Here is a 23,509-nt window from a genome sequence, read left to right as displayed (position 1 = left end):
GAATGCGCGTGCTCCGGGTGACCGTGGTGCTGCTGGTGGCCGGGCTGGCGGTTGCCGGTGCCGTCTCCGCGGTTGCCGTCACGGGATCACGCGCGGCGTTCGACGACCTGGTGATCGTGCTGGCGGTGGCGGCGTACGCCGCGGTCGGCACCGCTGTCGAGCTCGCCCGGCCGGGTCACCCGGTCGGGCGGCTCATGCTGTGTGGCGCAGCCGCGTGGGGCGTCGGCGAAGGTTTGCTCGCCTGGGGAGTCACCTGGCTGACCGACGCTCCTGACTCGACGGCGGCCGCCGTGCTCGTCGGCGTGCTGGGCACAGCTTGCCGTGGCTTCGGCTGGCTGGTCCTGGTGTTGGCACTGCCGCTCGTCTTCCCGGACGGTCGGTCGCCCAGCGTCCACGCCTCCCGAGTGGTGGCGGCGGCGGTCGTGTCGTTCAGCGTCGCCGCGCTGGTGGCACCTGTTCCTCTGGAGAACCGGATGTCGGACGTCGACAACCCGATCGGGCTGCCGGCGTCCTTGCAGACGATCGCCGACCTCCTGGCGGTCGGATCGCTGGCACTGGGCTTCGCAGCGCTCGTGATGGTGATCCGGGGGATGATCCGGCGATGGCGGACCGGGGACGCCATGGTCCGCCAGCAGGTCCTCACCTTCGGTATCGCGTTCGCCTTGCCGCTGCTGGTGCTGCCGCTGGCCGCGACGCCGGCATCGAGGCCGTGGATGTTCGCCCTGTCGGCCCTGCCAGTGCCGGTGGCCGTGGCCGTGGCGATGTTCCAGAAACGCCTCTACGACGTGCAGTCGGCCGCGAACCACACCCTGACCTACGTCGCGCTCTCCGCCGTACTGGCGGCGGTGTACGCCCTGGTCGTCGTCGGCGTGGGCGTGATGTTGCAGGACAGTGGCGCAGCCTGGCTCCCGCTGGCGGGAACGGCCGTGGTGGCCGTGGCGTTCGCCCCCATGCGGGACTGGCTCCAGGGTCTGGTCAATCAGCTGACCTACGGTCGGTGGGCTGCTCCAGCAACCGTGCTGGCCGACACCGGCCGGCGACTGGCAGACGCTGCCGACTCTCCAGCACTCCTCGACGAGCTCACCGACGAGATGGTCCAGGGCCTGGGCTTCTCGTCCGCTGAGATCCGGGACGCCGGCGGTCGGGTCCTCGCTGTCACCGGTAGCGCGACGCAGGTGACCGATCGCCTGCCCCTGACGGCGTACGGGCGGCAGGTGGGTGAGCTGCGCTGGTCGGGTCGGATCCTGCGTCCGGCCGACCGGTCGCTGCTCGCGGCGGTAGCGAACCAGATCGGCGCGGCAGTGCACGCCGCCGGCCTCGTCGACGAGCTCCGTGAGGCGCAGGGACGGCTCGTGGTCGCCCGGGAGCAGGAACGGCGTCGGCTGCGAGGAGACCTGCACGACGGGCTCGGCCCGGCACTCGCCGGGCTGGGGTTTCAGCTCGACGGCATCCAGAACCTCCTGGCGGACGGGCGGTCCGTCGAGGACCGTCTGGCTCGGTTGCGAGCGGGCATCACCGAGACAGTCGCGGAGGTGCGGCGCATCGTTGACGGTCTCCGCCCGCCGGCCGTCGACGACCTCGGGTTGTTCGGAGCGATCGCCGAGCTCGGGCGAGAGCTGGCGGACGGGTCGGGGCTGGCAGTCACTGTCGACCTGCCCGGCCCGGGGCCCGAGCTGCCCGCCGCCGTCGAGGTGGCGGCGTACCGCATCACGCAGGAGGCCCTGACCAACGTCGTCCGGCACGCGCGTGCGTCGCGGTGCCGGGTGACCGGGTCGTTGTCCGACGATGGGCTCGTCATCGTGGTCGTCGATGACGGGTGTGGGGGTGCTCAGGCCGGCACCGGGCTGGGGATTCCCGGCATGTGCGATCGCGCCGGCGAGATCGGAGGCTCCGTCGAGGTCGGAGGCTCCGGCGAGGTCGCGACCCCGGGTGCGGGCACGGCAGTGACGCTGCGTCTGCCGCTGAACGTGGAGGTCCGCACGTGATCCGGCTCCTCATCGTCGATGACCACCCGTTGTTCCGCGCCGGTCTGACCAGCCTGTTCGAGACCGTCCCCGACGTCGAAGTCGTCGGCGAGGCCGTCGACGGGGACGCCGCGGTCAGGACCACGCTCGAGCTACGCCCCGACGTGGTTCTCATGGACCTCAACCTGCCTCGTACGCCTGGCCTCGAGGCCACCCGCCGGATCGTCGCAGCAGCCCCTGACTGCTCCGTGCTGGTCTTGACCATGCAGGGCGACGACGCGTCGGTGGCCGCCGCCCTCAGGGTCGGCGCCCGGGGATACCTGCTCAAGGACTCCGGCCAGGAACAGGTGCTCGCAGCGATCCGCACCGTCGCGATGGGCGGGGCTGTGGTCGGACCCGGCGTGAACCGTCGTCGCTTGTCCGACGGACAGCCGACCGGTGCACCGCTCACCGGCCGCGAGTCCGAGGTGCTCGCACTGGTCGTGCGCGGAGCCAGCAATGTCGAGATCGCGCGCGAACTCGGCCTCACCCTCAAGACGGTGCAGAACCACGTGTCCAGCGTGCTGGCCAAGCTTCAGGTCCGTGACCGTACCCAAGCGGTGCTCAGGATGCGCGGGCTCGACTGACCGATGGAAGCCCGACCATCGGCATGAGCGGACGCCTCGATGACGCCGGCAAGCGGCGGAATGGGTCGCCCTGGGCGGTGCAGCAGGGTGGGACAGCAGACGGGCTGCGCCGGGTGGGGTCCATCGACTCGGAGGGGACGCGTCCCAGAGCTGACCCGGCGCCGGACGACGAGGCTACGAGCGCCGTGCGACGACCTCGACGATCACCGGCGCTGCGAGCTCGGTGGCCGTGAGCAGGTCGTGGAAGCGATGTGGGCGCCCGAGCGTCACGCGGGTGCCCAGTCGGGCAGCTCCACCGACCGCCAGGCAACCGGCAAGCAGTCGCATGCGGGTCAGGTCGGCCTCGTCGCCGGATGACGCCTGCAGCCACTGGTGGCCGTAGCCGGCAAAGATCGCGCCCATGAACCGCAGATGGGAGTCGACGGTCGCGTTGCCGTCGATCCCGGGTTCGAACCTGACCCCACTGACGATCTGCATGGCGCCGATGCCGATGCAGGTCCAACCCGTGATGCGTCCGAGGACGGTCAGTGTCGACATGGTCCATGGTCATCACGGGCTGTCAACGGAACGCAAGCGGTCAGACGGCGAGGCCTACCCAAAAGACCGCTGCGCCCGGCTCGCCGCGGAATGACCGACGTCGCGGCTCGCTGCCGGGTCGTGATGCGTAGCGGTCTCAGCCGCCGCTCCCATAGGGACGGGTGATGATCTCCAGCCAGTGCCCGTCGGGGCCTTCCCAGTAGAGCCCACGACCTCCGTCCTCGTGGTTCACCTCGTTCGGGTGTCTCTTGAACGGGTCGGCCCACCACGGCCGACCGTCGTCCTGCAAGCGACCGAGGATGAGGTCGAACTCTTCTTCCCCGACGAGGAAGGCGTAGTGCTGACCGTGGATCTCGCCGTCGGTGTCCATGAAGTCCAGGCTGACCGCGTTGTGGAGCTTGAGCTCGGCGAACGGTCCGTAGGCCGTTGCCTCCGGCAAGCCCAGTACCTGGCCGACGTCGCGGGCCGCGTCCCATCTGTTCCTCACGTGCACGATCGTGTGGTTCAGCTCGACACTCATCAGGTTCCTCCCGGGAGTGCTGGTCCTGGCTCGCGCGCCAGTCATGCCAGTCTGCACCCGAACTGCCCTCTCGACGCGTCAGTGGTGTGATTCAAGCGTCGGCAGAGAACAGGCGGGGCGATGACACACTCGCCGAACGCAGACGTCAGCCCACCTTGCGGTACTTGCGGTGCATGGTTTGCCGGGTGACACCGAGCAAGGTTCCGATCTCGGCCCAGCTCAGACCCTGGTGGCGGGCTCGTCGAACCGCGACCTCCTCACGCCGAGCCAGCTCCCGCTTGGTCTCCGCGACGGCCACCAACTCCGCCACGACCCCGCCGTCGCCGTCGTGCGCATCTGCCGATGTCTTCATGCCTGTCAGCATATGCTGACACGCAAATGTTGGATCGTCGCAGATCCATCGTCTCGCGTCTCGACCGTTCGACCTGACAACCTAGGGACTCAGTCGCAGACCGACTTCCTCCAGCTCGTGTTCCACGTGCAGCCGCTCGAGCTCGCGCGCTGGACCCGGGGCCATCCCGCTCAGGGTGTCCGGGACCTGCAGAGCCAGGCAAGCATCGACCAACAGGTCGTCATAGGCCATGGCCAGCCCGAGGCGGCGGGCCATCGGCGTCCCGGGGGGAAGCGCGGCCAACTCACCGTGGAGGCGGCGGGCGTTGCGAGCGATTCGCTCGATCGGTAGGCCCCTCGGCTGCTCAGGGGCGGCGACCAGGCCACGCCGCACCCGATTGATGAACTGTCCGATCTCTCGCTGGTAGAGCGCGCCGCCAACCAGCGCGCCCAACCACAAGGTGCACAGGGCGATGACGACCAATGCGTGCACCGGTACGGCGGCAAGCGCGTACCTCATCATTCGACGGTAGACCCGCCGTCGGGCCGCAACAAGGCGCAATCGCGCCGGCAAGAGCGTGCCCCGGCAGGCGACGGAAGGACGCGCCGCCAGGACGCGGGCTACTCGGGTGTGTCCACGTAGTAATGGCGCCAGACGGATTGGGCGACGCATCCCGGCCGCTCCTGGCCTTCGATCTCGATGCGTATGTCGAGGGTGAGCTGTTCGCCGAGCTCGATGGGCTCGACGGCCGCCACGACGACGTGCATCCGGATCCGGGCACCCACCGGCACCGGACTCGGAAATCGGACCCGGTTGTAGCCGTAGAACATGAGTTGGCCGTCGGTGACGCTCAGAAGCGACTCACGCAGGTGCGGGAGTGCTCCGAGAGTCATGTGGGCGTGCGCGATGGTGGTTCCGAACAGCCCACGCGCGGCACGCTCGGGATCGTTGTGCGCCCAGTGCCAGTCCTGGACGGACCTGCTGAACGAGTCGACGTTCTCCTGGGTGACTTCGACCCAGTCCGACGGCCCGAGCGCCCTGCCCACCAGGCGCAGCGCGTCCTCGGTCCCGTTGATCTGAACCCTGCCCTGCGGCTCGGCCACAGCTACCAACTCCCGGGAGAGGTCCCTCACGTCCTCAAAACTCTGGTGAATCGAGGGGCGATCGCTTCCGACGGAGAACCGAGATACCCGATTCTCGGCAGTGTGGTGCGTCCGGCAGGCGGCGCTTCGACCGTGTCCTTCTTGGCCCGCATCCCGCGCCGACGCCAGGCGCTGCCGGGGTCGGTCAGTCCTCGTCCAGGCGGCGCAGGACGGAGAGCGCCACCTTCGCGAGCGTGCGCACCTGGTTCGCCGACAGGCCGTCGAACACGAGCCGCCGGACCAGGTCGACGTGCGCGGGAGCCGCCTCCTCGATCGCTCGCCGGCCGGCCGGGGTGAGGACGACGTACGCCCCGCGGCCGTCCTCGGGGCTGGCCTCCTTGGCGACCAGTCCGCGGGCCGCCATCCGGGCGACCTGCCGGGAGACCCGGCTCTTCTCCCACTGCAGTCCCTCGCCCAGCTCGAAAGCGCGGAGCCGGGCCTTCGGGACGTCGGTGAGGTGCACGAGGACGTCGTAGTCGGAGAGCGAGAGGCCCGCGCTGGCCTGGAGCTCGCGGTTGAGCCGGGAGGAGAGGTGGGCGTGCGCATCGAGCCAGGCGCGCCAGGCTCGCTGCTCGTCGGCTCCCAGCCAGTGCTCGTCGCTGCTCACGTGCGCGAGTCTAGGAAGTCGGGCCGTCGCGACTGTTGACACCGGACTGGCCGAGGAATGTAGTTGTCACAACAACCAGTCGGGCTCCGGAGGACGACATGGGCGCCTGGAACTTCATGAGCTACGAGAGCAAGGCCAACCTGCTCGACGCGGTACGCCGGGAGTCGGCCGGGATGTTCGCGCTCGCCGAGGACCCGGAGACGTGGATGGCGCCGACCGGAGCGGGGCACTGGCAGGTGCGCGACGTGTTCGGCCACCTGATCGACACGACCGAGACCTACTTCGTCGGGTTCGACGCCGCTGCCGGCAAGGGCGACCCGCCGCCGTTGGTGCCATTGGTCGACATGGCCGTGCACGTGGACCGAGGTGCCCAGGAGCTCCGGTCGCTCGACCGCGAGGCCGCCCTGGAGCGGCTGCGGGCGGCGCTGGACAGGATGCTCGCGATCGAGGATGCGCTCACCGAGGAGGACTGGGGGAGCCTGGTCCCGCACAAGTACATGGGCCCGCTGCCGGCGTTCTTCTACCCGGTGTTCCAGCTGGTCGACTACGCGGTGCACAGCTGGGACATCCGCGAGGGGAGCGGACACCCGCACGCGCTGGAGGGTCGCTCGGCCGACCTGCTCGTGCCGCTCTGCTTCGTGCTCTGGACCGCGACCGCCAAGGTCGGGCCCGACACCGAGCCGATGGAGCTCGGCGTCCGGATCACCTCGGGGGAGAACGCCGGCGACACGCACGTCGCGGTCGGTCCCGACGGGCTCACCACGAGCGAGGACAGCATCGCCGACGTGCCGACGGTGATCGAGTTCGACCCGGCGAGCTTCGTGCTCACGGCGTACGGCCGGACGAACGCCGGCACCGTCCACGGGGACCGCGAGCTGGGGCACGCGTTCCTCAACGGCTTCTTCCGGATCTGAGCGAGGGATCGCCGATGTCCATGGACCTGGCCGCCCTCGCGGCGGAGCGCGACCAGATCAAGCGAGACCTCCTGGTCGACCGGGGCGTCCGACCGCCCAGCAGCGCGCGGGGGCTGCACCACTTCGCGCTGATCAGCTCCGACGTCCGACGGACGGTCGAGTTCTACCAGGGCCTCCTGGAGTTCCCGCTCACCGAGATGATCGAGAACCGGGACTACCCGGGCTCGACCCACTTCTTCTTCGACATCGGGAACGGGAACCTGCTGGCGTTCTTCGACCTGCCCGGCCTCGACCTCGGTCCGTACGCCGAGGTCCTCGGCGGGCTCCACCACCTGGCCATCTCGGTGACCCCCGAGAGGTGGGAGCACCTGCGCGGCAAGCTCGAGGCCGCCGGCGTCGAGCACCAGCTGGAGAGCGAGGTGTCGATCTACTTCCGCGACCCCGACGGCGCTCGGCTCGAGCTGCTCGCCGACCCGCTCGGCGAGATGTACGGCGCGACGGTGCTGTAGTCCGGTCGTCACTCCCCGGGTTCGACGAGGGTGCTCACGGCGTCGCGCACCGAGCGCTTGTGCAGGAGCGCGAGCCGGGCCGCCTCCTCGGTGTCGTGCCGACGCAGCGCGGCCATGATCCCGCGGTGCTCCTCCTGGGAGGTCGCCAGCCGCTCGGGCACCTTGCGGAACACCCGCTGGAAGCCGGAGTGGCGCTGCCAGATGTCCATGGTGAGGTCGCGGAGCATGTCGTTGCCGCAGCAGCCGATGATCGTGCGGTGGAAGGCCTGGTTGAGGTCGGAGAACCCCGGGCCGTCCTGCGCCGCCACCGCGTCATCCATCTTGGTCATCAGTGCCTCGAGCTCCTCGAGCTCGAGGTCGGTGATCCGCTCCGCGGCCAGGCCGGTGGCGATGCTCTCGAGGTGGGAGCGGATGAAGTAGGTCTCGTCGACCTCCTTGGCCGTCAACGACGTGACCCGGGCGCCCGCGTAGGGGATGGTCTCGACCAGCCCGTCGCGCTCGAGCATCCGCAGCGCCTCGCGCACGGGGATGTCGCTGGCCGAGTAGTGGTGGCCGATCTCGCGCAGGACCAGGCGGGCCCCGGGCTCGATGTCGTTGGCCAGGATGCGCTCGCGCAGCGCCTGGTAGATGGACCGCGACTTCAGGTCGGCCATGGGAGATCCCTTTCCAAAGGGTCTGGACAGGCAGATCATATCTGATATTGTTCTGTGACGCGCACCACACACAGCGGCGAGTCGTCGCGACCGGAGCGGAGGCCAGGACATGAGGACCAGGAGGCTTCGGGCGGCTGCGGCGGTCGCGGCCGGGATGACGGCGCTGGCCGTCAGCGGGTGTGGTGGCGACGGCGGTGGTGCCGCCGAGGGCGCCGGCGAGGGCACCCTCCGGGTCGCGCTCGGCGACATCGAGTCGGTCGAGACGCTCGCCCTGTTCGTGGCCCTCGAGCGGGTGAAGGAGGAGGGCATCGACGTCGAGCTCACCGAGCTCGCCGACGAGGACCTCGCCAACCAGGCGGTCGTCGGCGGCCAGGCGGACGTCGGGCTGGGTGCGCCGTACGCCCTGATCCAGGGGTCCGGGGCGCCGCTGCGGATCTTCTGCCAGCTCTCGGGCGCACGCTTCTTCCCGGTCGTCGACAAGGCGGCGTACCCCGACTGGCAGTCGCTCGACGGCGAGACCTTCACGGTCCACTCCCGCGGGTCGACCACCGAGGCGCTCGCGAAGATCGTCGAGGAGGAGGAGGGCATCGAGTTCGGCGAGATCAGCTTCGTGCCCGGCGCCGAGGTACGCGCCACCGCGCTGCTGCGCGGCAACGTCAAGGCCGCCGTCCTCGACATCCCCGCCACCAACTACGTGATGAGCGAGTCGCCCGACACCTTCCACGTGCTCGAGACTCCGGAGACCGATGCCAGCGACGAGGTGCTCTTCGCCAACACCGAGTGGCTCGAGGCCAACTCCGACACGGTGCAGGTGCTCCTGGAGCAGGTGCTCACGGTCTGGCAGTCGATGAGCGAGGACCCGCAGTTCATCGTCGACGAGCGCGAGCGGCTGGGCCTCCTGGAGGACCTGCCGGCCGAGCTCGAGGAGGAGCTGCTCCCGTACTACGAGCAGGGCGTCGAGGAGGGTCTCTTCACCCAGGACTGCGGCGGCGAGGCCGCGGCCCAGGACGACTTCGAGTTCTACGCCGCCGCGGGCCAGCTCACCGGCGACCCCGCGAGCCTGCAGGTCGAGGACTTCTGGACGCTCGAACCCATGCAGGCCGCGCTCGACGCGGTCGAGGAGTAGCCGGTGGCCGTCGACGCACCCGTGCGCCTGTCCAGCGCGCCCAGGGCGACGCCCACCCGCAGGGTCGCCAGCCGCGCGACCCAGCCGTGGGTGCTGCGGACCGCGTCGATCCTGTTCGTGCTCGGCCTGTGGGAGTGGGCCGGCCGCGTCCCGGTCAGCATCGCCTTCCCCACCTGCAGCGAGACCCTGAGCGCGTTCGTCTCGATGATCCGCGACGGTACCTTCGCGGAGGCGTACGCCGAGACGCTCGGACCCCTGCTCGTGGGTGTCGGGCTCGCCGCGGCCGGCGGCATCCTCGCCGGCCTGCTGATGGGGCTGTACCCACGTGCGGAGTGGTTCGGCCTGCCGCTGTTCATCGTGCTCCAGGCGTCGCCGTCCGCGGCGATCATCCCGCTGATCACCTTCGTCTACGGCATCGGGTTCACCGCCAAGGTCTTCGCCGTGGTCCTGCTCAGCGCCCCGGTGATCGTCCTCAACTCCTACCGGGGGATCGCCAACACCCCCGCCAACCTGATGGAGATGAGCAGCGCGTTCATGGCGAGCACGCACCAGCGGATCTGGAAGATCGTGATCCCGGCCGCGAGCGGCCTGATCTTCGCCGGGCTCCGCCTGGGCCTCGCCCAGGGCTTCACCGGCGCGATCCTCGCCGAGCTGATCATCACGCCGACCGGAGTCGGTGACCTGATCACCTACTACCGCTCGGTGGCCGACTACCCCCGGATGTTCGCGGCGATCCTCTCGATCATCATCTTCGCCAGCGTCAGCATCAGCCTGCTCCAACGCCTGGAGCTCCGCCTGTTCCGCCCCGAGATGAGGCCACAGTGACCAGACCACTGACGGAACGAGTGACCGTGACCGACCACCAGCCGACGTCGGCCGACCCCGCCGTCCGGGTCGTCGACCTGGTCAAGGACTTCGGGGAGAAGCGCGCCATCGGCGGGGTCTCCTTCGACATCCCGCGCGGCGAGCTGACCAGCATCATTGGCCCCAGCGGCTGCGGCAAGACCACGACCCTGAAGATCATCGCCGGGCTCGTCGAGCCCACGGCCGGCCACGTGGAGGTGGACGGGACACCGGTCACCGGGCCGGGTCCCGACCGGGCCGTGGTCTTCCAGGACTTCGCGCTGATGCCGTGGGCGACGGTGCTGCGCAACGCCGCCTTCGGCCTCGAGCTGCGCGGCGTACCCAAGGCCGAGCGCGAACGCACGGCCCGCGAGTACGTCGCCAAGGTCGGCCTGGCCGGCCAGGAGGACGCCTACCCCCACCAGCTCTCCGGTGGCATGCGGCAGCGGGTCGGGCTCGCCCGGGCGCTGGCCGTCGACGCCGACATCCTGCTGATGGACGAGCCGTTCGCATCCGTCGACGAGCAGATCCGCCGCAAGTTCCAGGAGGACCTGCTCGACCTCCTCGGCGAGGAGGACAAGACGGTCGTCTTCGTCACCCACTCGATCGAGGAGGCGGTCTACGTCTCCGACCAGATCGTGATCCTGACCCGCGGACCGTCCCGGCTCTCCAAGGTCATCCGCCCGGGTCTCGACCACTCGGCCGGGTCCGACTCGGTGCGCCGCAGCAGCGCCTACCTCGACGAGGTCGAGCGCATCTGGCGCGAGCTCGAGGGCTACCTGGAGGAGTGACATGACCTTCCGCGGACACCGCGTCCCCATGATCTTCTCGCTCCTGGTGTGGTGCGTCCTCTGGGAGATCGTCGGCCAGCTGGGGCTGATCTCCCTGCTCCCGCCCCTGAGTGAGGTCATCGGCGTGATGGGAGAGGTGATGGGCTCCGCCACCTTCGTGGAGGCCATCACGATCACGATGCAGGCCTTCCTCATCGGGATGGCCCTGTCGTTCGTCATCGGGATCTCGGTCGGCATCCTGATGGGCACGAGCAGGGTGGTCGGGTCGGTGATGGGCATGTGGGTCAACATCTTCGAGAGCTCCCCGCTCACGGCGGTCGTCCCGGCGCTGATGGCGCTGCTCGGCTTCGGGCTGCCGACCATGGTCGTGACCGTGTTCCTCTTCTCGGTGTGGGTGATCGCGCTCGACACCCAGGTCGGCGTCGAGCGGGTCAACCCGTCCCTGGTCGAGATGGGTCGCTCGTTCGGCGCGACCAAGCGCGTCATGTTCACCAAGATCGTCCTGCGCGCCGCCCTGCCCGAGCTGCTCGCCGGCATCCGCCTGGGCATCATCCGTGGGATCAAGGGTGTCGTCATCGGGCAGCTGCTGATCGCCGTGGTCGGCGTCGGCTACCTGTTCGAGCTGTACTCGCGGAACTTCCTGATGCCCGAGTTCTGGTCGTTGCTGATCGTGCTGTTCGGATTGGCGTTCGCCGCGTCCGAGGTCGTGGCCCACTTCGAGAGGAAGGTGTCCTTCTATGCCTCCAGTCGCTGACTCAGACCAGCAGGAGCGGTACGCCGTACGACCCGAGCCCCGCACGGTCCTCCGGGTGGACGGGAGCGACCAGGTGTTCCCGGTGGGGCGGGTCTTCTGCATCGGCCGCAACTACGCCGAGCACGCCGTCGAGATGGGCCACGACCCCGACCGCGAGCCGCCGTTCTTCTTCTCCAAGCCGCCCAACGCGGTCGTGCCCGACGGGAGCGAGCTCGACTTCCCGGTCGCCACGGAGGACCTCCACCACGAGATCGAGCTCGTCGTCGCGCTCGGCGCGGGTGGACGCGACGTGCCCGTCGACCGGGCCCTCGAGCTGGTGCACGGCTATGCGGTCGGCCTCGACATGACCCGCCGCGACATCCAGGCCGTCGCCAAGAAGGCCGGGCGCCCCTGGGACATGGCGAAGGGGTTCGACGAGTCCGCGCCCTGCAGCGCGCTGCGGCCGGCGGCCGAGATCGGCCACCCCGCCGCGGGTGCGATCTGGCTCGACGTCAACGGCGATCGACGGCAGCAGGGCGACCTCGCCCAGCAGATCTGGTCGGTGCCCGAGTCGCTCGCCTATCTCAGCACCCTGGTGGCGCTGCGGGCCGGTGACCTGCTGATGACCGGCACCCCGGCCGGCGTCGGCGCGGTGCAGCCCGGCGACCGGCTGCACGGCCACATCGACGGCATCGGCGACCTGACGGTGGACTACCGGCCGGCCTGAGCCCCCGTGCCGATGCTCGGGGCGATCCCGGGGACCTTCGCACCTACCGGCGTGCTCCGTCCCGGGCGTCACTGGTCCCGGGAGGTGGTGACCGTGCCGACCGACAGCAGGTCCCCGCGGCGTACGCCAGCGTCGAGCTCTACTGGCTGCCGCTCGGCGCCGGCGACAACACGCACTGCGTGCGCACGAACGGGCGCGTGTTCGAGTGGATCGCGGCGCGGGCCCAGCACCGGGAGCGTTGCGACCTCTACCACGCAGCGCTCGAGGTCGGCCTCGACGCGAAGCGGTACGCCATCGAGATGGCTCCCGTGTGGAGCACGAGTACGCCGGGCCGCGGAGTGGTGGGCGAGGGGCCGGTCGGTCTCCGGTGCCTCGGGCGCTCGAGGCTGTTCCGCTACGAGGTCCGGTGCTGGCCCGGCGGCGCCATCCCCGACATCGCCGAGGCCGTCGACAGTCCCCGGCGCATCGGCACCGATCCCGTCCAGGCAGCACGGATCCTGGGACTGGCCCCTGCCTTCCCGACAGCCACCTGGGGCCGCGACGAGCTCCGCACCGGGGACATGTGGAACTCCAACTCGCTGATCGCCTGGCTGCTCGCCCGGTCGGGCCACGACACCGATCCCATTCACCCACCCGCGCACGGCCGCGCACCCGGCTGGACGGCCGGCCTCGTCGCCGCGGGCAGGGAGCTCGGCGGCCGGTAGCCCGTCAGCCGGTTCTCCGGCCGAGGGTTGTGCCCCGGTGCGACGTACGCCACAATCGCGAACATCATACGTATCACTAATCGGGAGTTGCGGATGAACGTTCGACGTCCTCTGAGGGCGGTCGCCGCGGCAGTTGCCGCTGCGTCGCTGGTGACGATCGGTTCCGGCGGAGGTGTGGCGACCGCAGGGTCGCCCGCGGCGGCGGCGGCCGACGTCGTCGTCTTCGTCGCGCCCGACGGCGACGACGCCGCCGCCGGCACTCGAGCCGCGCCCCTGCGCACGATCGAGGCCGCGCGCGACGCGCTGGCCGGCCGTACGAGTGCGCAGCGGCCGGGCACGGTGTGGATCCGGGGCGGTGAGTACGTGCTCGACGACTCCATCGACCTGACCGGGTCAGAGCACTCCTGGGTCACCTACGCCGCCTACCGGGGCGAGGAGGTGCGCATCACCGGTGCGCACGAGCTCGCCGCCGAGGGCTGGAAGCGGCTCGGGGACCTGACTGCCGACGAGCTCGCCTCGCCCGCGTTCTCCTCCAGCACTCGACTGGACACGCCGGCTCTCAGGGAGGGCGTCTGGGTGTACGACCTCGGAGCCGCAGGCATCGACCCCGGGACGCTGTACAAGAACGGCTTCAACTGGCTGCCACAGCCCTTCGCCCCCGAGCTGGTCGTCGACGGATCCACCCAGACCCTGGCGGAGTTCCCCAACGGCACCGACTGCGCCGAGGAGACCCCGGGTTGCTACCTCTACGGCGACGGTGGCAAGTGGGACGTGCCGGCCCAGAACGACCTGATCATGCCCGACCTGCGGGACCGCTTCGGTCCGGAGCCCGCCTGGGCCGTCAGCGGCACCACGCCCCGCGCACAGTTCGAGGACAAGAAGCAGATGCTCCCGAGCCCCGAGGACCGCAACACCTGGTCCCAGGACGAGATGCGCAGGATGACTCCGCCGCGCTACGACGTCGGCGGCCGGCTGCTCGAGGGCAACCGCTACCAGAAGTGGGCGCCCGAGGCGGTGCCGACGATCAAGGACTGGGGCACCCGCGGATTCGGCGAGTACGGGAACATCGCCGTCCAGGCCGACCCGCAGTTCGTCGAGGACATCGACAACAGCCGCTACGAGACCGAGGCCTGGCTGTCCGGCTACCTCGGCAACAACTACGCCAACGACATGGTCCGCCTGCTGTCCTGGAGCGGTACGACGATGTGGGCGAAGTACCCGTCGATGTACTGGCCACGCAACGACTACACGAAGGTCAAGGCGATCAACATCCTCTCGGAGATGGACGCCGAGGGCGAGTACTACATCGATCGCTACGACGGGAACGACGTCGTCTACTTCAAGCCAGCGGGTGGCACCGTCGAGGGCAAGCAGGTCACGCTGCGGGCGTTCGACCAGAACCTCTTCGTGCTCGAGGGCACGAAGGGCGTGACGCTGCGCGGACTCTCGCTCTCGGACTCTCTCGTCAGCGGCGTCCAGCTGCGCGACGCCGAGGACACGCTGATCGACGGCCTGGAGATCTCCAACGTCAGCATGGACGCCGTCCGGATCGGTGAGACCACCGAGTCCATCACCGCGCTGCCCGACTACGAGACGGTCCGAGGCGGCCACGACAACGTCGTGCAGAACTCCTACCTCCACGACCTCGGTGGCGGTGGCGTGCTGCTCGGGGGAGGGGACCGCAAGACGCTGGAGCGCGGCAACAACGTGGCGCGGAACAACGAGATCACCCGGTTCTCGAAGCTCGCGACGTACACCCCGGCCGGCTACCTGTACGGCGTCGGCAACACCTTCGAGCGCAACTATGTCCACGATGCGCCGCACATGGCCGTGCAGATCATGGGCAACGACATGAAGGTCAACCAGAACCACTTCTACGACCTCGTGAAGAACGCCGGGGACCAGGGCGTCGTCTACACGGGACGTGACTACACCTACCTGGGCAACGAGGTGGCGTACAACCTGTTCGAGAAGATCGGCGGCAGCAACGACGCGTTCTACATGGACGACGGCGTCTCTGGGATGCGCTTCCACCACAACGTCGTGAAGGATGCGCACTCCGGGCTGTTCTTCCAGTCCGGTCACAGCAACAAGGCGACCGACAACGTCTTCATCGACGTGGACCAGACCGGGCACGACCAGCTCTACCACCGCAACGGCGAGGCCAAGCTCCCGGTCTCGAACGGCTGGGTGGTGCAGAGCCGGTACAACGAGTTCCTCGACGTCCGCGAGGGCGAGAAGTACAGCAGCACGCCCGAGAACGTCGCCCGGTGGCACCGCCACTACACCGACGGCAGGACCAGGTACTCCGACGGCACCAAGATGCTGTTCCCGGAGATCGACGACTGGTACGTCCCGCGGGTGACGAGCACGGGCGCGGACTGCCAGTCCGCGGACTACGCGACCGAAGCCACCAACGGGTGCAGCCGAGCGACGGTCTGGGAGGACCCCGACTCGCTCTACGTGCCTGCCCGCAACGTGCTCGATCGGTCGGTGATCATCGGTGGGGGCGAGTACCGCCCCAGCGAGAGCTCCTTCGCCAACCCCGCCGCGAGCTACCGCCTCGAGCGGTGGAGCGATCGGATCAACACGAACCTCAGCAAGCCGGCGTCTGTGGACGCCGCCGGGCTCGACCTGGCGACGCTGAAGTTCTCGTACCGGGGCGAGGTGGCCGAGGAGTTCGGCCAGGACTGGATCGCCACGTGGAACCGCCTGGTCACCCGCGACGGCATCGGCCTCCCGGGAGGCCCCGCCGCGGACTGATGCGCGAGACCACGCCCCGCGGACTCGGTCAGGGCGCCTGCGCGATCCACTCGCGCAGGCGCCCTGCCTCGTCCGCGAGCAGCTGCTCGTCGTCGTCGGGGAGGAACTCCAGCAGCAGGTCGACCGGTCGACCGGTCGACGCGAGCAGCTCGATGGCGCCGGTCCAGAGGTCCGCCCGCTCCGCGAGCCGCAGCCGCGTGATCCCGGGCCACCAGGAGAAGACGTGCACGGCCCGCACCTGGGGCAGCAGCTGGGCCAGGCCTGCCAGTGCGACGTCCGTCGCCTCCCCGACCCGTGGTTGCCAGTACGTGCCGACGTTGGGCCGGTCGACCGCGGCGAGCAGCTCGAGCGTGGCGGGGACGGTGTCCGCGAGGGTCCGGTCGTGGTGCTCGAACGCCAGCTCCAGACCGTGCGCGGCGGCGAGGTCGGCCAGGGCCTGCACCCGATGTACGACCGCGGCACGCTCCTCCGGGGCGGCTCCGGCAGACCCGGTGGTGCCGGCCCAGACGCGAAGCCGACGACACCCGAGCTCCCGGGCGGCCGGCAGCAGCGCCCGACCGTCCTGGTCCGCGGTCGCCCGCCAGTAGGTGCCGTAGGAGGCGACCGCCAGTCCCGCGCCTCGGGTGAGGGCGGCGACGTCCTCGAGGTCCGCTGCACCCCCTGGCGGGGCGTGCACGTCGGCGCCCCACTCGATGCAGGCGAGGTCGGCCTCGGCCGCGAGCGTCACGACCCGGCGGACGGATGCCGAGCGCAGCGTCACCGAGCAGAGGCCGGCGCGCAGGAGAGTCATCGCGGAAAGCCCTTTCCATTCTCGATCATGTCCCGATAGGGTCACGGTAAGCGCTTTCCCAGAGGAAGGGAACCATGACTTCTCGGCTCGGCATCATCATGAACGGCATCACGGGGCGGATGGGGTACCGACAGCACCTGGTCCGGTCGATCCTGGCGATCCGCGACCAAGGCGGCCTCGAGCTCGCCGACGGGCGGCGGGTCGAGATCGACCCCATCCTGGTCGGCCGCAACGCGGACCGCGTGTCCGCCATCGCGCGCCAGCACGACATCGACCGTTGGACGACCGACCTCGACGCGGCCCTCGCGAACGACGACGACGCGATCTACTTCGACGCCCAGCTCACCGCCGTCCGTGCCGCCGCCGTGCACAAGGCGATCGCGGCCGGGAAGCACGTCTACGTGGAGAAGCCGATCGCCGACGACGAGGCGCAGGCGCTCGGGCTCGCGGAGGCGGCCGATCGCGCCGGCGTCCGGCACGGCGTGGTCCACGACAAGCTGTACCTGCCCGGCCTGCGCAAGCTGAGCCGCCTGGTCGACGGGGGCTTCTTCGGCCGGATCCTCTCGGTGCGCGGAGAGTTCGGCTACTGGGTCTTCGAGGGCGACTGGCAGGTCGCCCAGCGGCCGAGCTGGAACTACCGCGCCGAGGACGGCGGCGGCATCGTCACCGACATGTTCCCCCACTGGAGCTATGTGCTGGACAACATCATCGCCCCGGTCGAGGCGGTGACTGCGCGGATGGTGACGCACATCGACGAGCGGTGGGACGAGCAAGGGAAGCCCTACCGGGCGACGGCGGACGACGCGGCGTACGCGATCTTCGAGCTGGCGGGCGGCGTCATCGCCCAGCTGAACTCCTCGTGGGTGACGCGGGTCCACCGCGACGAGCTGGTCGAGTTCCAGGTCGACGGGACCGAGGGCAGCGCGGTCGCGGGCCTCCACCAGTGCCGGGTGCAGCACCGCTCGCAGACACCGCGACCCGTGTGGAACCCCGACCTGGTGGAGGCGACGTCGTTCGCGGACCAGTGGTACCCGGTTCCCGACAACGACGACTTCGACAACGGCTTCAAGGTGCAGTGGGAGCTGTTCCTGCGCTCGGTCCTCGGTGACGCCGACCACCCGCACGACTTCTGGTCCGGTGTGCGCGGCGTCCGGATGGCCCGGGCCGGCGCGCAGTCGTCGGAGGAGGGCCGACGGGTCGCCCTCGCGGAGCTGGGCTCGTGACCACCACCCGCGAGACGACGGCCGAGGTGCTGCTCCCTGCCGAGGACGGCACGCTGTACCTGCACCGCCTCGGGGAGCCGCGGCACTGGCCGAGGCCGACCGCCCCGTTCGTCGCCCGCAAGGCGTACGCCGCTGCGCACGTGGTGCCCCGATCACTCGGCGACAACGTGCCGGGCGCACCGGCGGACCTCGACTGGGACGCGACACTGGCGGCACGGCACCGGATCTGGGCCTCGGGCCTCGGGGTCGCGGAGGTGATGGACACCGCGCAGCGTGGCATGGGCCTGGACTGGTCGACTGCCGCCGAGCTCGCCCGCCGTACGGCGGCAGAGGCGCGATCGGTCGGCGGAGCGGTCGCGAGCGGCGCCGGGACCGACCACCTCGACCTGGCTTCGGTGTCTCCGGGCGACCGCGGCCTGGCCACGGTGCTCGCGGCCTACCGCGCGCAGCTCGAGGTGGTCCTCGACACCGGTGCGACCCCGGTGCTGATGGCCTCCCGGGCCTTGGCGGCGGCAGCGCGCGGGCCCGAGGACTACGCCCAGGTCTACGGCAGCCTGCTCGCCGAGGTCGACCGACCCGTCATCCTGCACTGGCTGGGGGAGATGTTCGACTCTGCCCTGCGCGGCTACTGGGGTGCCGTCGACGTCGATGCCGCCACCGAGACGTTCGTCGGCGTCGTCAACGAGCACGCGGCGAAGATCGACGGCGTCAAGGTGTCGCTGCTGGACCAGGATCACGAGGTCCGGCTGCGCGGGCAGCTGCCCGAGGGCGTGCGCCTCTACACGGGCGACGACTTCCACTACCCCGACCTCGTCGTCGGTGACGAGCACGGCCACTCCGACGCCCTGCTCGGTGTGTTCGCCGCCATCCACCCTGCCGCGTCGGCCGCCCTCCAGGCGCTCGATCGGGGTGACCGAGCGGAGGCGCATGCCGTGCTGACCTCCACCGTCGAGCTCGGTCGACACATCTTCGCGGCGCCGACGAGCAGCTACAAGACGGGGATCGCCTTCCTGGCCTGGCTCGACGGTCACCAGGACGGCTTCGCCATGGTCGGCGGGCTGCAGTCCTACCGCTCGGTGCCGCACCTGGTCCGGTTGTTCCGGCTCGCCGACGAGGCCGGTCTGCTCGTCGACCCCGGGCTCGCTGCGCACCGCATGGGCCGTCTGCTCGAGGTCGCCGGGGTCAACGCGTGACGCCGCTGGAGCGGCTCTCACTCAACACCGCGACCACGAAGCGCTGGACCCTCGAACAGGCCGTGGAGGGGGCTATGCGCGCCGGCCTGCAGTCCGTCGGTGTGTGGCGCGACCGGGTCGCCGAGCACGGCCTCGAGGCCTCCGCCCGGCTGCTGCGCGACCACGGGCTGAGGGTGTCGTCGCTGTGCCGCGGCGGTTTCCTCACCGCGTCTGCCGACGACGAGATCGCGGCCGCGCTCGACGACAACCGTGCGGCCATCGAGGAGGCGGCGACCCTCGGCGCCGAGGCGCTCGTCATGGTCGTCGGCGGACTGCCGCCCGGTGACCGGGACCTCGCCGCCGCTCGACGGCGGATCGCCGACCGACTGGACGTGCTCGTCCCGGAGGCCGCTGCGAGCGGTGTGCGACTTGCGCTCGAACCGCTCCATCCCATGTACGTCGCCGACCGCGCCGTGCTCTCGACGCTCGGCCAGGCCCTCGACCTGGCGTCGCCGTACCCGGCGGCCTCGGTGGGCGTCGTGGTCGACACGTTCCACGTGTTCTGGGACCCCGACCTGCCCACGGCGCTCGAGCGTGCAGGGCGCGAGCAGCGGATCGCCAGCTACCAGGTCTGCGACTTCAACCTCCCGATCGCGGCGGACGCCCTGCTCTCGCGTGGGATCATGGGCGACGGCGTCGTCGACCTCCCCGCCATCACGCGGCTGGTCCATGCCACCGGCTACGCCGGTGACGTCGAGGTCGAGATCTTCAACCAGCAGGTCTGGGACACCGATCCCGACGCCGTCGTGGCGCGGGTGGCGGAGCGCTACGCCGAGCTGGTCGCGCCCGCCCTCTCGTGAGGGCGGGCGCGCCGCCTCACAGCTGACCGCGGTAGGTGGTGCCGAGCGTGGAGATGTCGGTCGAGCGCGACGAGCTGTCGACCCGGCGCATCCCGTCGTTGGCAGCGAGGAAGAGCGGCGCCTCCGGGTAGCGCAGATCGTCGGGCAGCGGCTCCTTGTCGGTCCAGGCGAAGAAGTCGCGGCCGAACACCGACCGGTCCTTGCGGCCGTGGATGTCCAGGTCGCCCGCCGTCAGCGGGCTCCGGATGCACCAGTGCACGCCGTACTCGGCCCAGACGGCGCGCTCGGTCATCAGCACGGACTGCCGGTCCTCCGCCGCGAAGACCGTCGTCCAGAAGTCCTCGCCAAGGTCCTCGACGTCGTCTGCCAGGAACACGAGGTCGTGGGCGTGCCACGCCGTGCTCGGCGCGACATCGGCCTCGTTGCCCCAGTGCGTCGCCGAGGCGAAGTAGCCGGCCGGCACCTGGTAGTGGGCGTAGGTCGCCCGGCACCGCGCCACGAAGTCCTCGAGCTCGGCGTCCGGTGCGACACGGCAGACCTCGCGCATGCCGTGCAGCGTCAGCCCCATGCCGGCGATGAGCATCGGGGTGTCGCTCTTGAGGGTCGAGCCCGGCGCGACGTACCAGTACCGATGGAAGCGCGTCTGGCCGTCGTTGTCGGTCCACGCCGACCGGGCGACGTGTCGGCACAGGCGCCGGGCCTCGTCGAGGTAGCGCTGATCGCCGAACCGTCGGTGGCCCAGCACGAGGGGCACGATCATCAGGCCGTAGTACTCCGCCGGCTCCAGGATGCCGCCGCGAGCCCGGTCCTCGGCCTGGCGCCAGGTCCCCGTCGAGTCGGCGTCGGGGACGCCCGCCTGGTGGTGCCGGTCGATGAGTACGTCGAGGTCCTCGCGAATCTCCTCCAGCCCGCTGTCGTCCCCGGTGACCTCCGCCAGGAGCAGCTTGACCCAGACCCTGGCGTACTCCTGGTTGCAGGTGCCGTCCTCGGCGGGGCGCCCGCCACCGAAGCCGTGCAGTGCGACCAGGTTGCGACGCACCACCTCGAGGACGTGGTCGGTCTCGGCCTGGTCCAGAAGGTGCCCGGCGTGCTTGAGGCCGAGGAGCAGCCCGAGGCTGCCGGTGGCGTTGTGGATCAGCCCGCTCGTCGCGGACTCGCCGACCTGGAAGCCGACGTGGCGGTACTGGTCATCCTCCTGGAGAGCGTGGCTCTGGTACCACATCATCCGACGCCAGATCTCGATCGCGCGCTCGTCGGGCCGAGCGGCGACAAGCTGCGCGATCGCGCCCGTGCCGGGCGCCGAGAACGCAGCGTGGCCGGAGGTCCAGTCGAGGAACGTCGCCGGGTTGGTGCCCCACACGCTGTGGTTGTGGAACCCGTTGATGGCGCCCTGGTCGGTGACCCAGCTCAGGAACCAGCGGGTCAGGTGGGCCAGGTCGGGACGGGGGTCGGTCACGGGCTTCCTCTCGGAGAGTCGATGGTGGCTTGGTGCTCAGGCGCTGGTCGCGAGCGCGCCCGGGTCGACGGGTCGCAGCGGCGGCCGGCCGTCGATCAGGGCCCGCACCTCGTCGACGACCGCTCGGCCGAGGCGGAGCAGCTCGCGTCCCTGCGAGCCCGCGATGTGCGGGGTGATGGTGACGTTGGGCAGCATCCACATCGGATCGTCGTGGGGGAGCGGCTCGGGCTCGGTGACGTCGAGCACCGCCTGCAGACGGCCGTCGAGGAGCTCGACCCGCAGGGCGTCGTGGTCGACGACGCCACCCCGGGCGGTGTTGATCAACGTCGCGCCGTCGGGCATCAGGGTGAGGAGTCGCGAGTCGACGAGGTGACGCGTCTCCGGCAGCAGCGGCGCATGCACGCTGAGCACCCGGGATCGCGCGAACAGCTGGTCGAGGGGGACCAGCTCCGCGCCGAGGGCGGACGCGTCGGCAGCGCTGAGCGTGGGGTCGGAGACCAGGACGTCGATGTCGAAGGGCGCCAGCAGCTCGATCAGTGAGCGTCCGGTCGCCGAGGCGCCGAGGATGCCTACGGTGGTGCGGTAGTTGCCGGCGATCGTGTCGTCCATGGTGAGGTCGGGGGCGGTGCGTTCCTGGCGGAACCGCTCGGTGAGGGGGAGGACGTTCTTCGTCGACCAGAGCACCGCGCCGAGCGCGAACTCCGCAACCGGTCGCGCGTTGATCGCGGCACCGCTCGTCACGCGCACGCCGCGCTCCCAGACCTCCGGGCACAGCAGGTGCTTGACGGACCCGGCGGCGTGCACGACTGCGCGCAGCCTCGGCATGGCTGCGAGTGCGGTGGTGTCGATGACGGGGGAGCCCCAGGACGTCACCAGGATCTCGACGTCGGCCGCCGGCGGAGAGCCGAGGTCCTGGAGCACGACGTCGCTGTCGAGACGGACGAGGTCCTGCAGCTCCGCCAGGAGAGCGACGTCGAAGAACCGGTGCTGCAGGCCCGGGGTCATGGCGAAGGCGGCCAGCATGGGCGTCCCGTCTGCGGTCGGAGGGGCGGAAATTCGGTCTTGCGGGACCAAACATAGGATGTGTTATCTTCATCACGCAGCGCTGGGATAGCGCTTTCCCACACCCTAGTCGGTGGCCGCGGAGAGCACCAGCGTCACCGAGGACCGACCCCGTCGACGAAGCCCGGCGGGCAACTGAACGGAGAACCCAGTGGTGGCACGAGTGATGAGGAAGGCGAGCGTCGCCGGGATGGCGGCGCTGTCCCTGCTGACGATCTCGGCGTGCGGCGGAGGCGCCGACGACGGCGGCAGCGAGAGCGGCGGGGAGGTCCGGATGCTGGTCAACCTGACCGACAACCTCACCACCGAGTACTGGAACGACCTGGTCAAGCCGTTCGAGAGCGAGACCGGCATCGACGTGAAGATCGAGGGCCCCACGGGCACGAACGTCAGCGAGACGTTCACCTCCCAGCTCGCCGCCGGCACCGCCCCGGACGTCATCCAGTCGATCTTCCCCGACGAGCAGATCGCCCCCGAGCTCCTCGACCTCACGGACGAGAGCTGGATCAGCGACACGCCGATGGTCGACACCTACGCGCTCGACGGCAAGAACTACGTGACCGGCGTCGGCTTGCAGGCGCAGTCGCTCGTCTTCTACAACAAGACGGCCTTCAAGAAGGCCGGCATCCAGGGGACGCCGCAGACGTGGGACGAGTTCACCGAGGCCCTGGGCAAGCTCGGCGACGCCGGCTACACGCCGCTGCAGACCGCGGGGCAGTGGCAGACCGGTCTCCAGCTCCAGCAGCTGTGGCACCCCACGCAGAACACCACGCAGCCTCAGTGGCAGACCTCCGTCAGTGACGGCGACCTGAGCCTCGGGGAGACGTTCGAGCCGATGTTCGAGCACTACTCCGACTGGCTCGACGACGGCTACATCGCGAAGAGCGATGTCGGCCTCGACCCGACCACGGCCGACGCCAACTTCATCGAGGGCAAGGTGGGCATGTACCCGCTCGGCAGCTGGCTGGTCGCCAGCATCGACAACGCAGGCAAGCTCCCGTTCGACGTCGGGGTGTTCTCGCCGCCGGTCGACGAAGGCATGGCCTACCCCGGTCCGCAGGGTGCGACCATGGCGGACCCCTACATGGTCTGGGCCGGCACGGAGCAGTCCGACGACGCGCTCTCGCTCGTCGAGTACCTGGTGACCGACGAGGCCGCGATCGACGCGCAGCTCAAGGCCGACGGGGTCTTCCGTGCCGGCTCGGACGCGCAGAGCTCGCCGGTCGGCAAGGAGATCCAGACCATCATCGACGAGGCTCCCGAGCTGGCAGCCGTCGGCGAGGGTGCAGGCGACATCCGGCTCCCCGTCGTGGGCCTCAACGACAAGTTCACCGAGATCGTCCAGAGCCTCTACACGGGCACGAGCCCGGAGGACGCCGCGAAGGCCCTCGACGCGTGGGCCGAGGAGAACAGCTGAGCCGGGTCCACGAGGCGCTTTGATGAGGAGGGAGACGAT

General features: G+C 70.1%; 25 protein-coding genes. 15 read left to right on the top strand and 10 right to left on the bottom strand.

Annotated features, from left to right (window positions below; genetic code table 11):
* The first annotated feature begins 2 nt into the window (after nucleotides 1-2).
* Together ACFQQI_RS05260 and ACFQQI_RS05255 are read left to right on the top strand one after the other, a co-directional pair.
* Nucleotides 3-1,985, top strand: a complete 1,983-nt coding sequence (locus tag ACFQQI_RS05260; RefSeq protein ID WP_378558966.1) for a sensor histidine kinase — start codon at nucleotides 3-5, stop codon at nucleotides 1,983-1,985.
* A complete protein-coding gene (locus tag ACFQQI_RS05255; protein ID WP_378558963.1) occupies nucleotides 1,982-2,590 on the top strand; it encodes a response regulator in 609 nt (202 codons plus the stop codon). The genes ACFQQI_RS05260 and ACFQQI_RS05255 overlap by 4 nt, the downstream gene beginning before the upstream one ends.
* A 174-nt stretch (nucleotides 2,591-2,764) precedes the next feature.
* Here the strand turns inward: ACFQQI_RS05255 and ACFQQI_RS05250 are convergent, their stop codons facing one another.
* The 6 genes from ACFQQI_RS05250 to ACFQQI_RS05225 all read right to left on the bottom strand — a co-directional run bounded on the left by ACFQQI_RS05250 (nucleotide 2,765) and on the right by ACFQQI_RS05225 (nucleotide 5,727).
* Complete coding sequence (locus ACFQQI_RS05250) at nucleotides 2,765-3,127, bottom strand: DUF4345 domain-containing protein (protein ID WP_378558960.1); 363 nt, start codon at nucleotides 3,125-3,127, stop codon at nucleotides 2,765-2,767.
* Between the two features lie 136 nt (nucleotides 3,128-3,263).
* Complete coding sequence (locus tag ACFQQI_RS05245; RefSeq protein ID WP_378558957.1) at nucleotides 3,264-3,647, bottom strand: VOC family protein; 384 nt, start codon at nucleotides 3,645-3,647, stop codon at nucleotides 3,264-3,266.
* 145 nt (nucleotides 3,648-3,792) lie between these two features.
* Nucleotides 3,793-3,999, bottom strand: coding sequence for a helix-turn-helix domain-containing protein (locus tag ACFQQI_RS05240; RefSeq protein WP_378558955.1), 207 nt, complete (start codon nucleotides 3,997-3,999; stop codon nucleotides 3,793-3,795).
* A gap of 81 nt (nucleotides 4,000-4,080) precedes the next feature.
* The gene (locus ACFQQI_RS05235) at nucleotides 4,081-4,497 is read right to left on the bottom strand and encodes a hypothetical protein (protein ID WP_378558952.1); all 417 of its coding nucleotides are present in this window, start codon (nucleotides 4,495-4,497) and stop codon (nucleotides 4,081-4,083) included.
* A 101-nt stretch (nucleotides 4,498-4,598) separates the two neighbouring features.
* Nucleotides 4,599-5,081: a MaoC family dehydratase gene (locus tag ACFQQI_RS05230; protein WP_378558949.1), complete on the bottom strand. Its 483-nt coding sequence runs from the start codon at nucleotides 5,079-5,081 to the stop codon at nucleotides 4,599-4,601.
* A gap of 184 nt (nucleotides 5,082-5,265) precedes the next feature.
* On the bottom strand, nucleotides 5,266-5,727 hold the full coding sequence (locus ACFQQI_RS05225; protein ID WP_378558946.1) for a MarR family winged helix-turn-helix transcriptional regulator: 462 nt from the start codon (nucleotides 5,725-5,727) through the stop codon (nucleotides 5,266-5,268).
* 98 nt (nucleotides 5,728-5,825) lie between these two features.
* On the opposite strand from ACFQQI_RS05225, the gene ACFQQI_RS05220 reads away from it, so the two are divergent.
* On the top strand, nucleotides 5,826-6,641 hold the full coding sequence (locus ACFQQI_RS05220) for a maleylpyruvate isomerase N-terminal domain-containing protein (protein WP_378558943.1): 816 nt from the start codon (nucleotides 5,826-5,828) through the stop codon (nucleotides 6,639-6,641).
* Between the two features lie 14 nt (nucleotides 6,642-6,655).
* Nucleotides 6,656-7,150 carry a VOC family protein gene (locus tag ACFQQI_RS05215; protein WP_378558940.1) on the top strand — a complete coding sequence of 165 codons (495 nt, stop codon included), beginning with the start codon at nucleotides 6,656-6,658 and terminating at the stop codon, nucleotides 7,148-7,150.
* An 8-nt stretch (nucleotides 7,151-7,158) separates the two neighbouring features.
* On the opposite strand, the gene ACFQQI_RS05210 is transcribed toward ACFQQI_RS05215, so the two are convergent.
* Entirely contained in the window at nucleotides 7,159-7,803 is a 645-nt protein-coding gene (locus ACFQQI_RS05210) for a GntR family transcriptional regulator (RefSeq protein WP_378558938.1), read from the bottom strand.
* Nucleotides 7,804-7,912: 109 nt separating this feature from the next.
* Between ACFQQI_RS05210 and ACFQQI_RS05205 the strand changes: the two genes are divergently transcribed.
* The 7 genes from ACFQQI_RS05205 (at nucleotide 7,913) to ACFQQI_RS05175 (ending at nucleotide 15,490) form a co-directional block, all read left to right on the top strand.
* Nucleotides 7,913-8,929 carry an ABC transporter substrate-binding protein gene (locus tag ACFQQI_RS05205; protein ID WP_378558935.1) on the top strand — a complete coding sequence of 339 codons (1,017 nt, stop codon included), beginning with the start codon at nucleotides 7,913-7,915 and terminating at the stop codon, nucleotides 8,927-8,929.
* A 3-nt stretch (nucleotides 8,930-8,932) separates the two neighbouring features.
* Nucleotides 8,933-9,754 (top strand): ABC transporter permease, encoded by an 822-nt coding sequence (locus ACFQQI_RS05200; protein ID WP_378558932.1) that lies wholly within the window; start codon nucleotides 8,933-8,935, stop codon nucleotides 9,752-9,754.
* Nucleotides 9,755-9,780: 26 nt separating this feature from the next.
* Complete coding sequence (locus tag ACFQQI_RS05195; RefSeq protein ID WP_378558930.1) at nucleotides 9,781-10,563, top strand: ABC transporter ATP-binding protein; 783 nt, start codon at nucleotides 9,781-9,783, stop codon at nucleotides 10,561-10,563.
* A gap of 1 nt (nucleotide 10,564) precedes the next feature.
* Nucleotides 10,565-11,317, top strand: coding sequence for an ABC transporter permease (locus ACFQQI_RS05190; protein WP_378558927.1), 753 nt, complete (start codon nucleotides 10,565-10,567; stop codon nucleotides 11,315-11,317).
* Nucleotides 11,301-12,023 carry a fumarylacetoacetate hydrolase family protein gene (locus tag ACFQQI_RS05185; RefSeq protein WP_378558924.1) on the top strand — a complete coding sequence of 241 codons (723 nt, stop codon included), beginning with the start codon at nucleotides 11,301-11,303 and terminating at the stop codon, nucleotides 12,021-12,023. The genes ACFQQI_RS05190 and ACFQQI_RS05185 overlap by 17 nt, the downstream gene beginning before the upstream one ends.
* 197 nt (nucleotides 12,024-12,220) lie before the next feature.
* Entirely contained in the window at nucleotides 12,221-12,727 is a 507-nt protein-coding gene (locus ACFQQI_RS05180) for a hypothetical protein (RefSeq protein ID WP_378558922.1), read from the top strand.
* Between the two features lie 174 nt (nucleotides 12,728-12,901).
* Entirely contained in the window at nucleotides 12,902-15,490 is a 2,589-nt protein-coding gene (locus ACFQQI_RS05175) for a right-handed parallel beta-helix repeat-containing protein (protein WP_378558919.1), read from the top strand.
* 28 nt (nucleotides 15,491-15,518) lie between these two features.
* Here the strand turns inward: ACFQQI_RS05175 and ACFQQI_RS05170 are convergent, their stop codons facing one another.
* Nucleotides 15,519-16,280, bottom strand: a complete 762-nt coding sequence (locus ACFQQI_RS05170; RefSeq protein ID WP_378558916.1) for a sugar phosphate isomerase/epimerase family protein — start codon at nucleotides 16,278-16,280, stop codon at nucleotides 15,519-15,521.
* Nucleotides 16,281-16,354: 74 nt separating this feature from the next.
* Between ACFQQI_RS05170 and ACFQQI_RS05165 the strand changes: the two genes are divergently transcribed.
* The 3 genes from ACFQQI_RS05165 to ACFQQI_RS05155 are packed head-to-tail and all read left to right on the top strand — an operon-like array spanning nucleotide 16,355 to nucleotide 19,535.
* The gene (locus tag ACFQQI_RS05165; RefSeq protein ID WP_378558913.1) at nucleotides 16,355-17,503 is read left to right on the top strand and encodes a Gfo/Idh/MocA family protein; all 1,149 of its coding nucleotides are present in this window, start codon (nucleotides 16,355-16,357) and stop codon (nucleotides 17,501-17,503) included.
* Nucleotides 17,500-18,696, top strand: a complete 1,197-nt coding sequence (locus tag ACFQQI_RS05160; protein ID WP_378558910.1) for a dihydrodipicolinate synthase family protein — start codon at nucleotides 17,500-17,502, stop codon at nucleotides 18,694-18,696. Before ACFQQI_RS05165 ends, ACFQQI_RS05160 begins: the two co-directional genes overlap by 4 nt.
* A complete protein-coding gene (locus ACFQQI_RS05155) occupies nucleotides 18,693-19,535 on the top strand; it encodes a sugar phosphate isomerase/epimerase family protein (protein WP_378558907.1) in 843 nt (280 codons plus the stop codon). Before ACFQQI_RS05160 ends, ACFQQI_RS05155 begins: the two co-directional genes overlap by 4 nt.
* A 16-nt stretch (nucleotides 19,536-19,551) precedes the next feature.
* Here ACFQQI_RS05155 and ACFQQI_RS05150 read toward each other — a convergent pair whose 3' ends face one another.
* Both ACFQQI_RS05150 and ACFQQI_RS05145 read right to left on the bottom strand, forming a co-directional pair.
* Nucleotides 19,552-20,991, bottom strand: coding sequence for a hypothetical protein (locus ACFQQI_RS05150; protein ID WP_378558905.1), 1,440 nt, complete (start codon nucleotides 20,989-20,991; stop codon nucleotides 19,552-19,554).
* Between the two features lie 36 nt (nucleotides 20,992-21,027).
* The gene (locus tag ACFQQI_RS05145; protein WP_378558902.1) at nucleotides 21,028-22,014 is read right to left on the bottom strand and encodes a hydroxyacid dehydrogenase; all 987 of its coding nucleotides are present in this window, start codon (nucleotides 22,012-22,014) and stop codon (nucleotides 21,028-21,030) included.
* A gap of 205 nt (nucleotides 22,015-22,219) precedes the next feature.
* On the opposite strand from ACFQQI_RS05145, the gene ACFQQI_RS05140 reads away from it, so the two are divergent.
* Entirely contained in the window at nucleotides 22,220-23,470 is a 1,251-nt protein-coding gene (locus tag ACFQQI_RS05140) for an ABC transporter substrate-binding protein (RefSeq protein ID WP_378558900.1), read from the top strand.
* Nucleotides 23,471-23,509 lie beyond the last annotated feature (39 nt).

Origin of the sequence: Nocardioides sp. GCM10030259 (assembly GCF_042666375.1) — a bacterium.
Taxonomy (GTDB): Bacteria; Actinomycetota; Actinomycetes; order Propionibacteriales; family Nocardioidaceae; genus Nocardioides.
The sequence above is the reverse complement of the archived record's forward strand: the minus strand, read 5'-3'. Positions and strand labels throughout refer to the sequence as shown.

What these genes read in the sequence shown, in the direction of transcription:
- ACFQQI_RS05260 (WP_378558966.1), top strand. Translation starts at nt 3, where the DNA reads ATGCGCGTGCTCCGGGTGACCGTGGTGCTGCTGGTGGCCGGGCTGGCG.
- ACFQQI_RS05250 (WP_378558960.1), bottom strand. Translation starts at nt 3,127, where the DNA reads ATGTCGACACTGACCGTCCTCGGACGCATCACGGGTTGGACCTGCATC.
- ACFQQI_RS05245 (WP_378558957.1), bottom strand. Translation starts at nt 3,647, where the DNA reads ATGAGTGTCGAGCTGAACCACACGATCGTGCACGTGAGGAACAGATGG.
- ACFQQI_RS05240 (WP_378558955.1), bottom strand. Translation starts at nt 3,999, where the DNA reads ATGAAGACATCGGCAGATGCGCACGACGGCGACGGCGGGGTCGTGGCG.
- ACFQQI_RS05235 (WP_378558952.1), bottom strand. Translation starts at nt 4,497, where the DNA reads ATGAGGTACGCGCTTGCCGCCGTACCGGTGCACGCATTGGTCGTCATC.
- ACFQQI_RS05220 (WP_378558943.1), top strand. Translation starts at nt 5,826, where the DNA reads ATGGGCGCCTGGAACTTCATGAGCTACGAGAGCAAGGCCAACCTGCTC.
- ACFQQI_RS05215 (WP_378558940.1), top strand. Translation starts at nt 6,656, where the DNA reads ATGTCCATGGACCTGGCCGCCCTCGCGGCGGAGCGCGACCAGATCAAG.
- ACFQQI_RS05210 (WP_378558938.1), bottom strand. Translation starts at nt 7,803, where the DNA reads ATGGCCGACCTGAAGTCGCGGTCCATCTACCAGGCGCTGCGCGAGCGC.
- ACFQQI_RS05205 (WP_378558935.1), top strand. Translation starts at nt 7,913, where the DNA reads ATGAGGACCAGGAGGCTTCGGGCGGCTGCGGCGGTCGCGGCCGGGATG.
- ACFQQI_RS05190 (WP_378558927.1), top strand. Translation starts at nt 10,565, where the DNA reads ATGACCTTCCGCGGACACCGCGTCCCCATGATCTTCTCGCTCCTGGTG.
- ACFQQI_RS05185 (WP_378558924.1), top strand. Translation starts at nt 11,301, where the DNA reads ATGCCTCCAGTCGCTGACTCAGACCAGCAGGAGCGGTACGCCGTACGA.
- ACFQQI_RS05170 (WP_378558916.1), bottom strand. Translation starts at nt 16,280, where the DNA reads ATGACTCTCCTGCGCGCCGGCCTCTGCTCGGTGACGCTGCGCTCGGCA.
- ACFQQI_RS05165 (WP_378558913.1), top strand. Translation starts at nt 16,355, where the DNA reads ATGACTTCTCGGCTCGGCATCATCATGAACGGCATCACGGGGCGGATG.
- ACFQQI_RS05145 (WP_378558902.1), bottom strand. Translation starts at nt 22,014, where the DNA reads ATGCTGGCCGCCTTCGCCATGACCCCGGGCCTGCAGCACCGGTTCTTC.
- ACFQQI_RS05140 (WP_378558900.1), top strand. Translation starts at nt 22,220, where the DNA reads ATGAGGAAGGCGAGCGTCGCCGGGATGGCGGCGCTGTCCCTGCTGACG.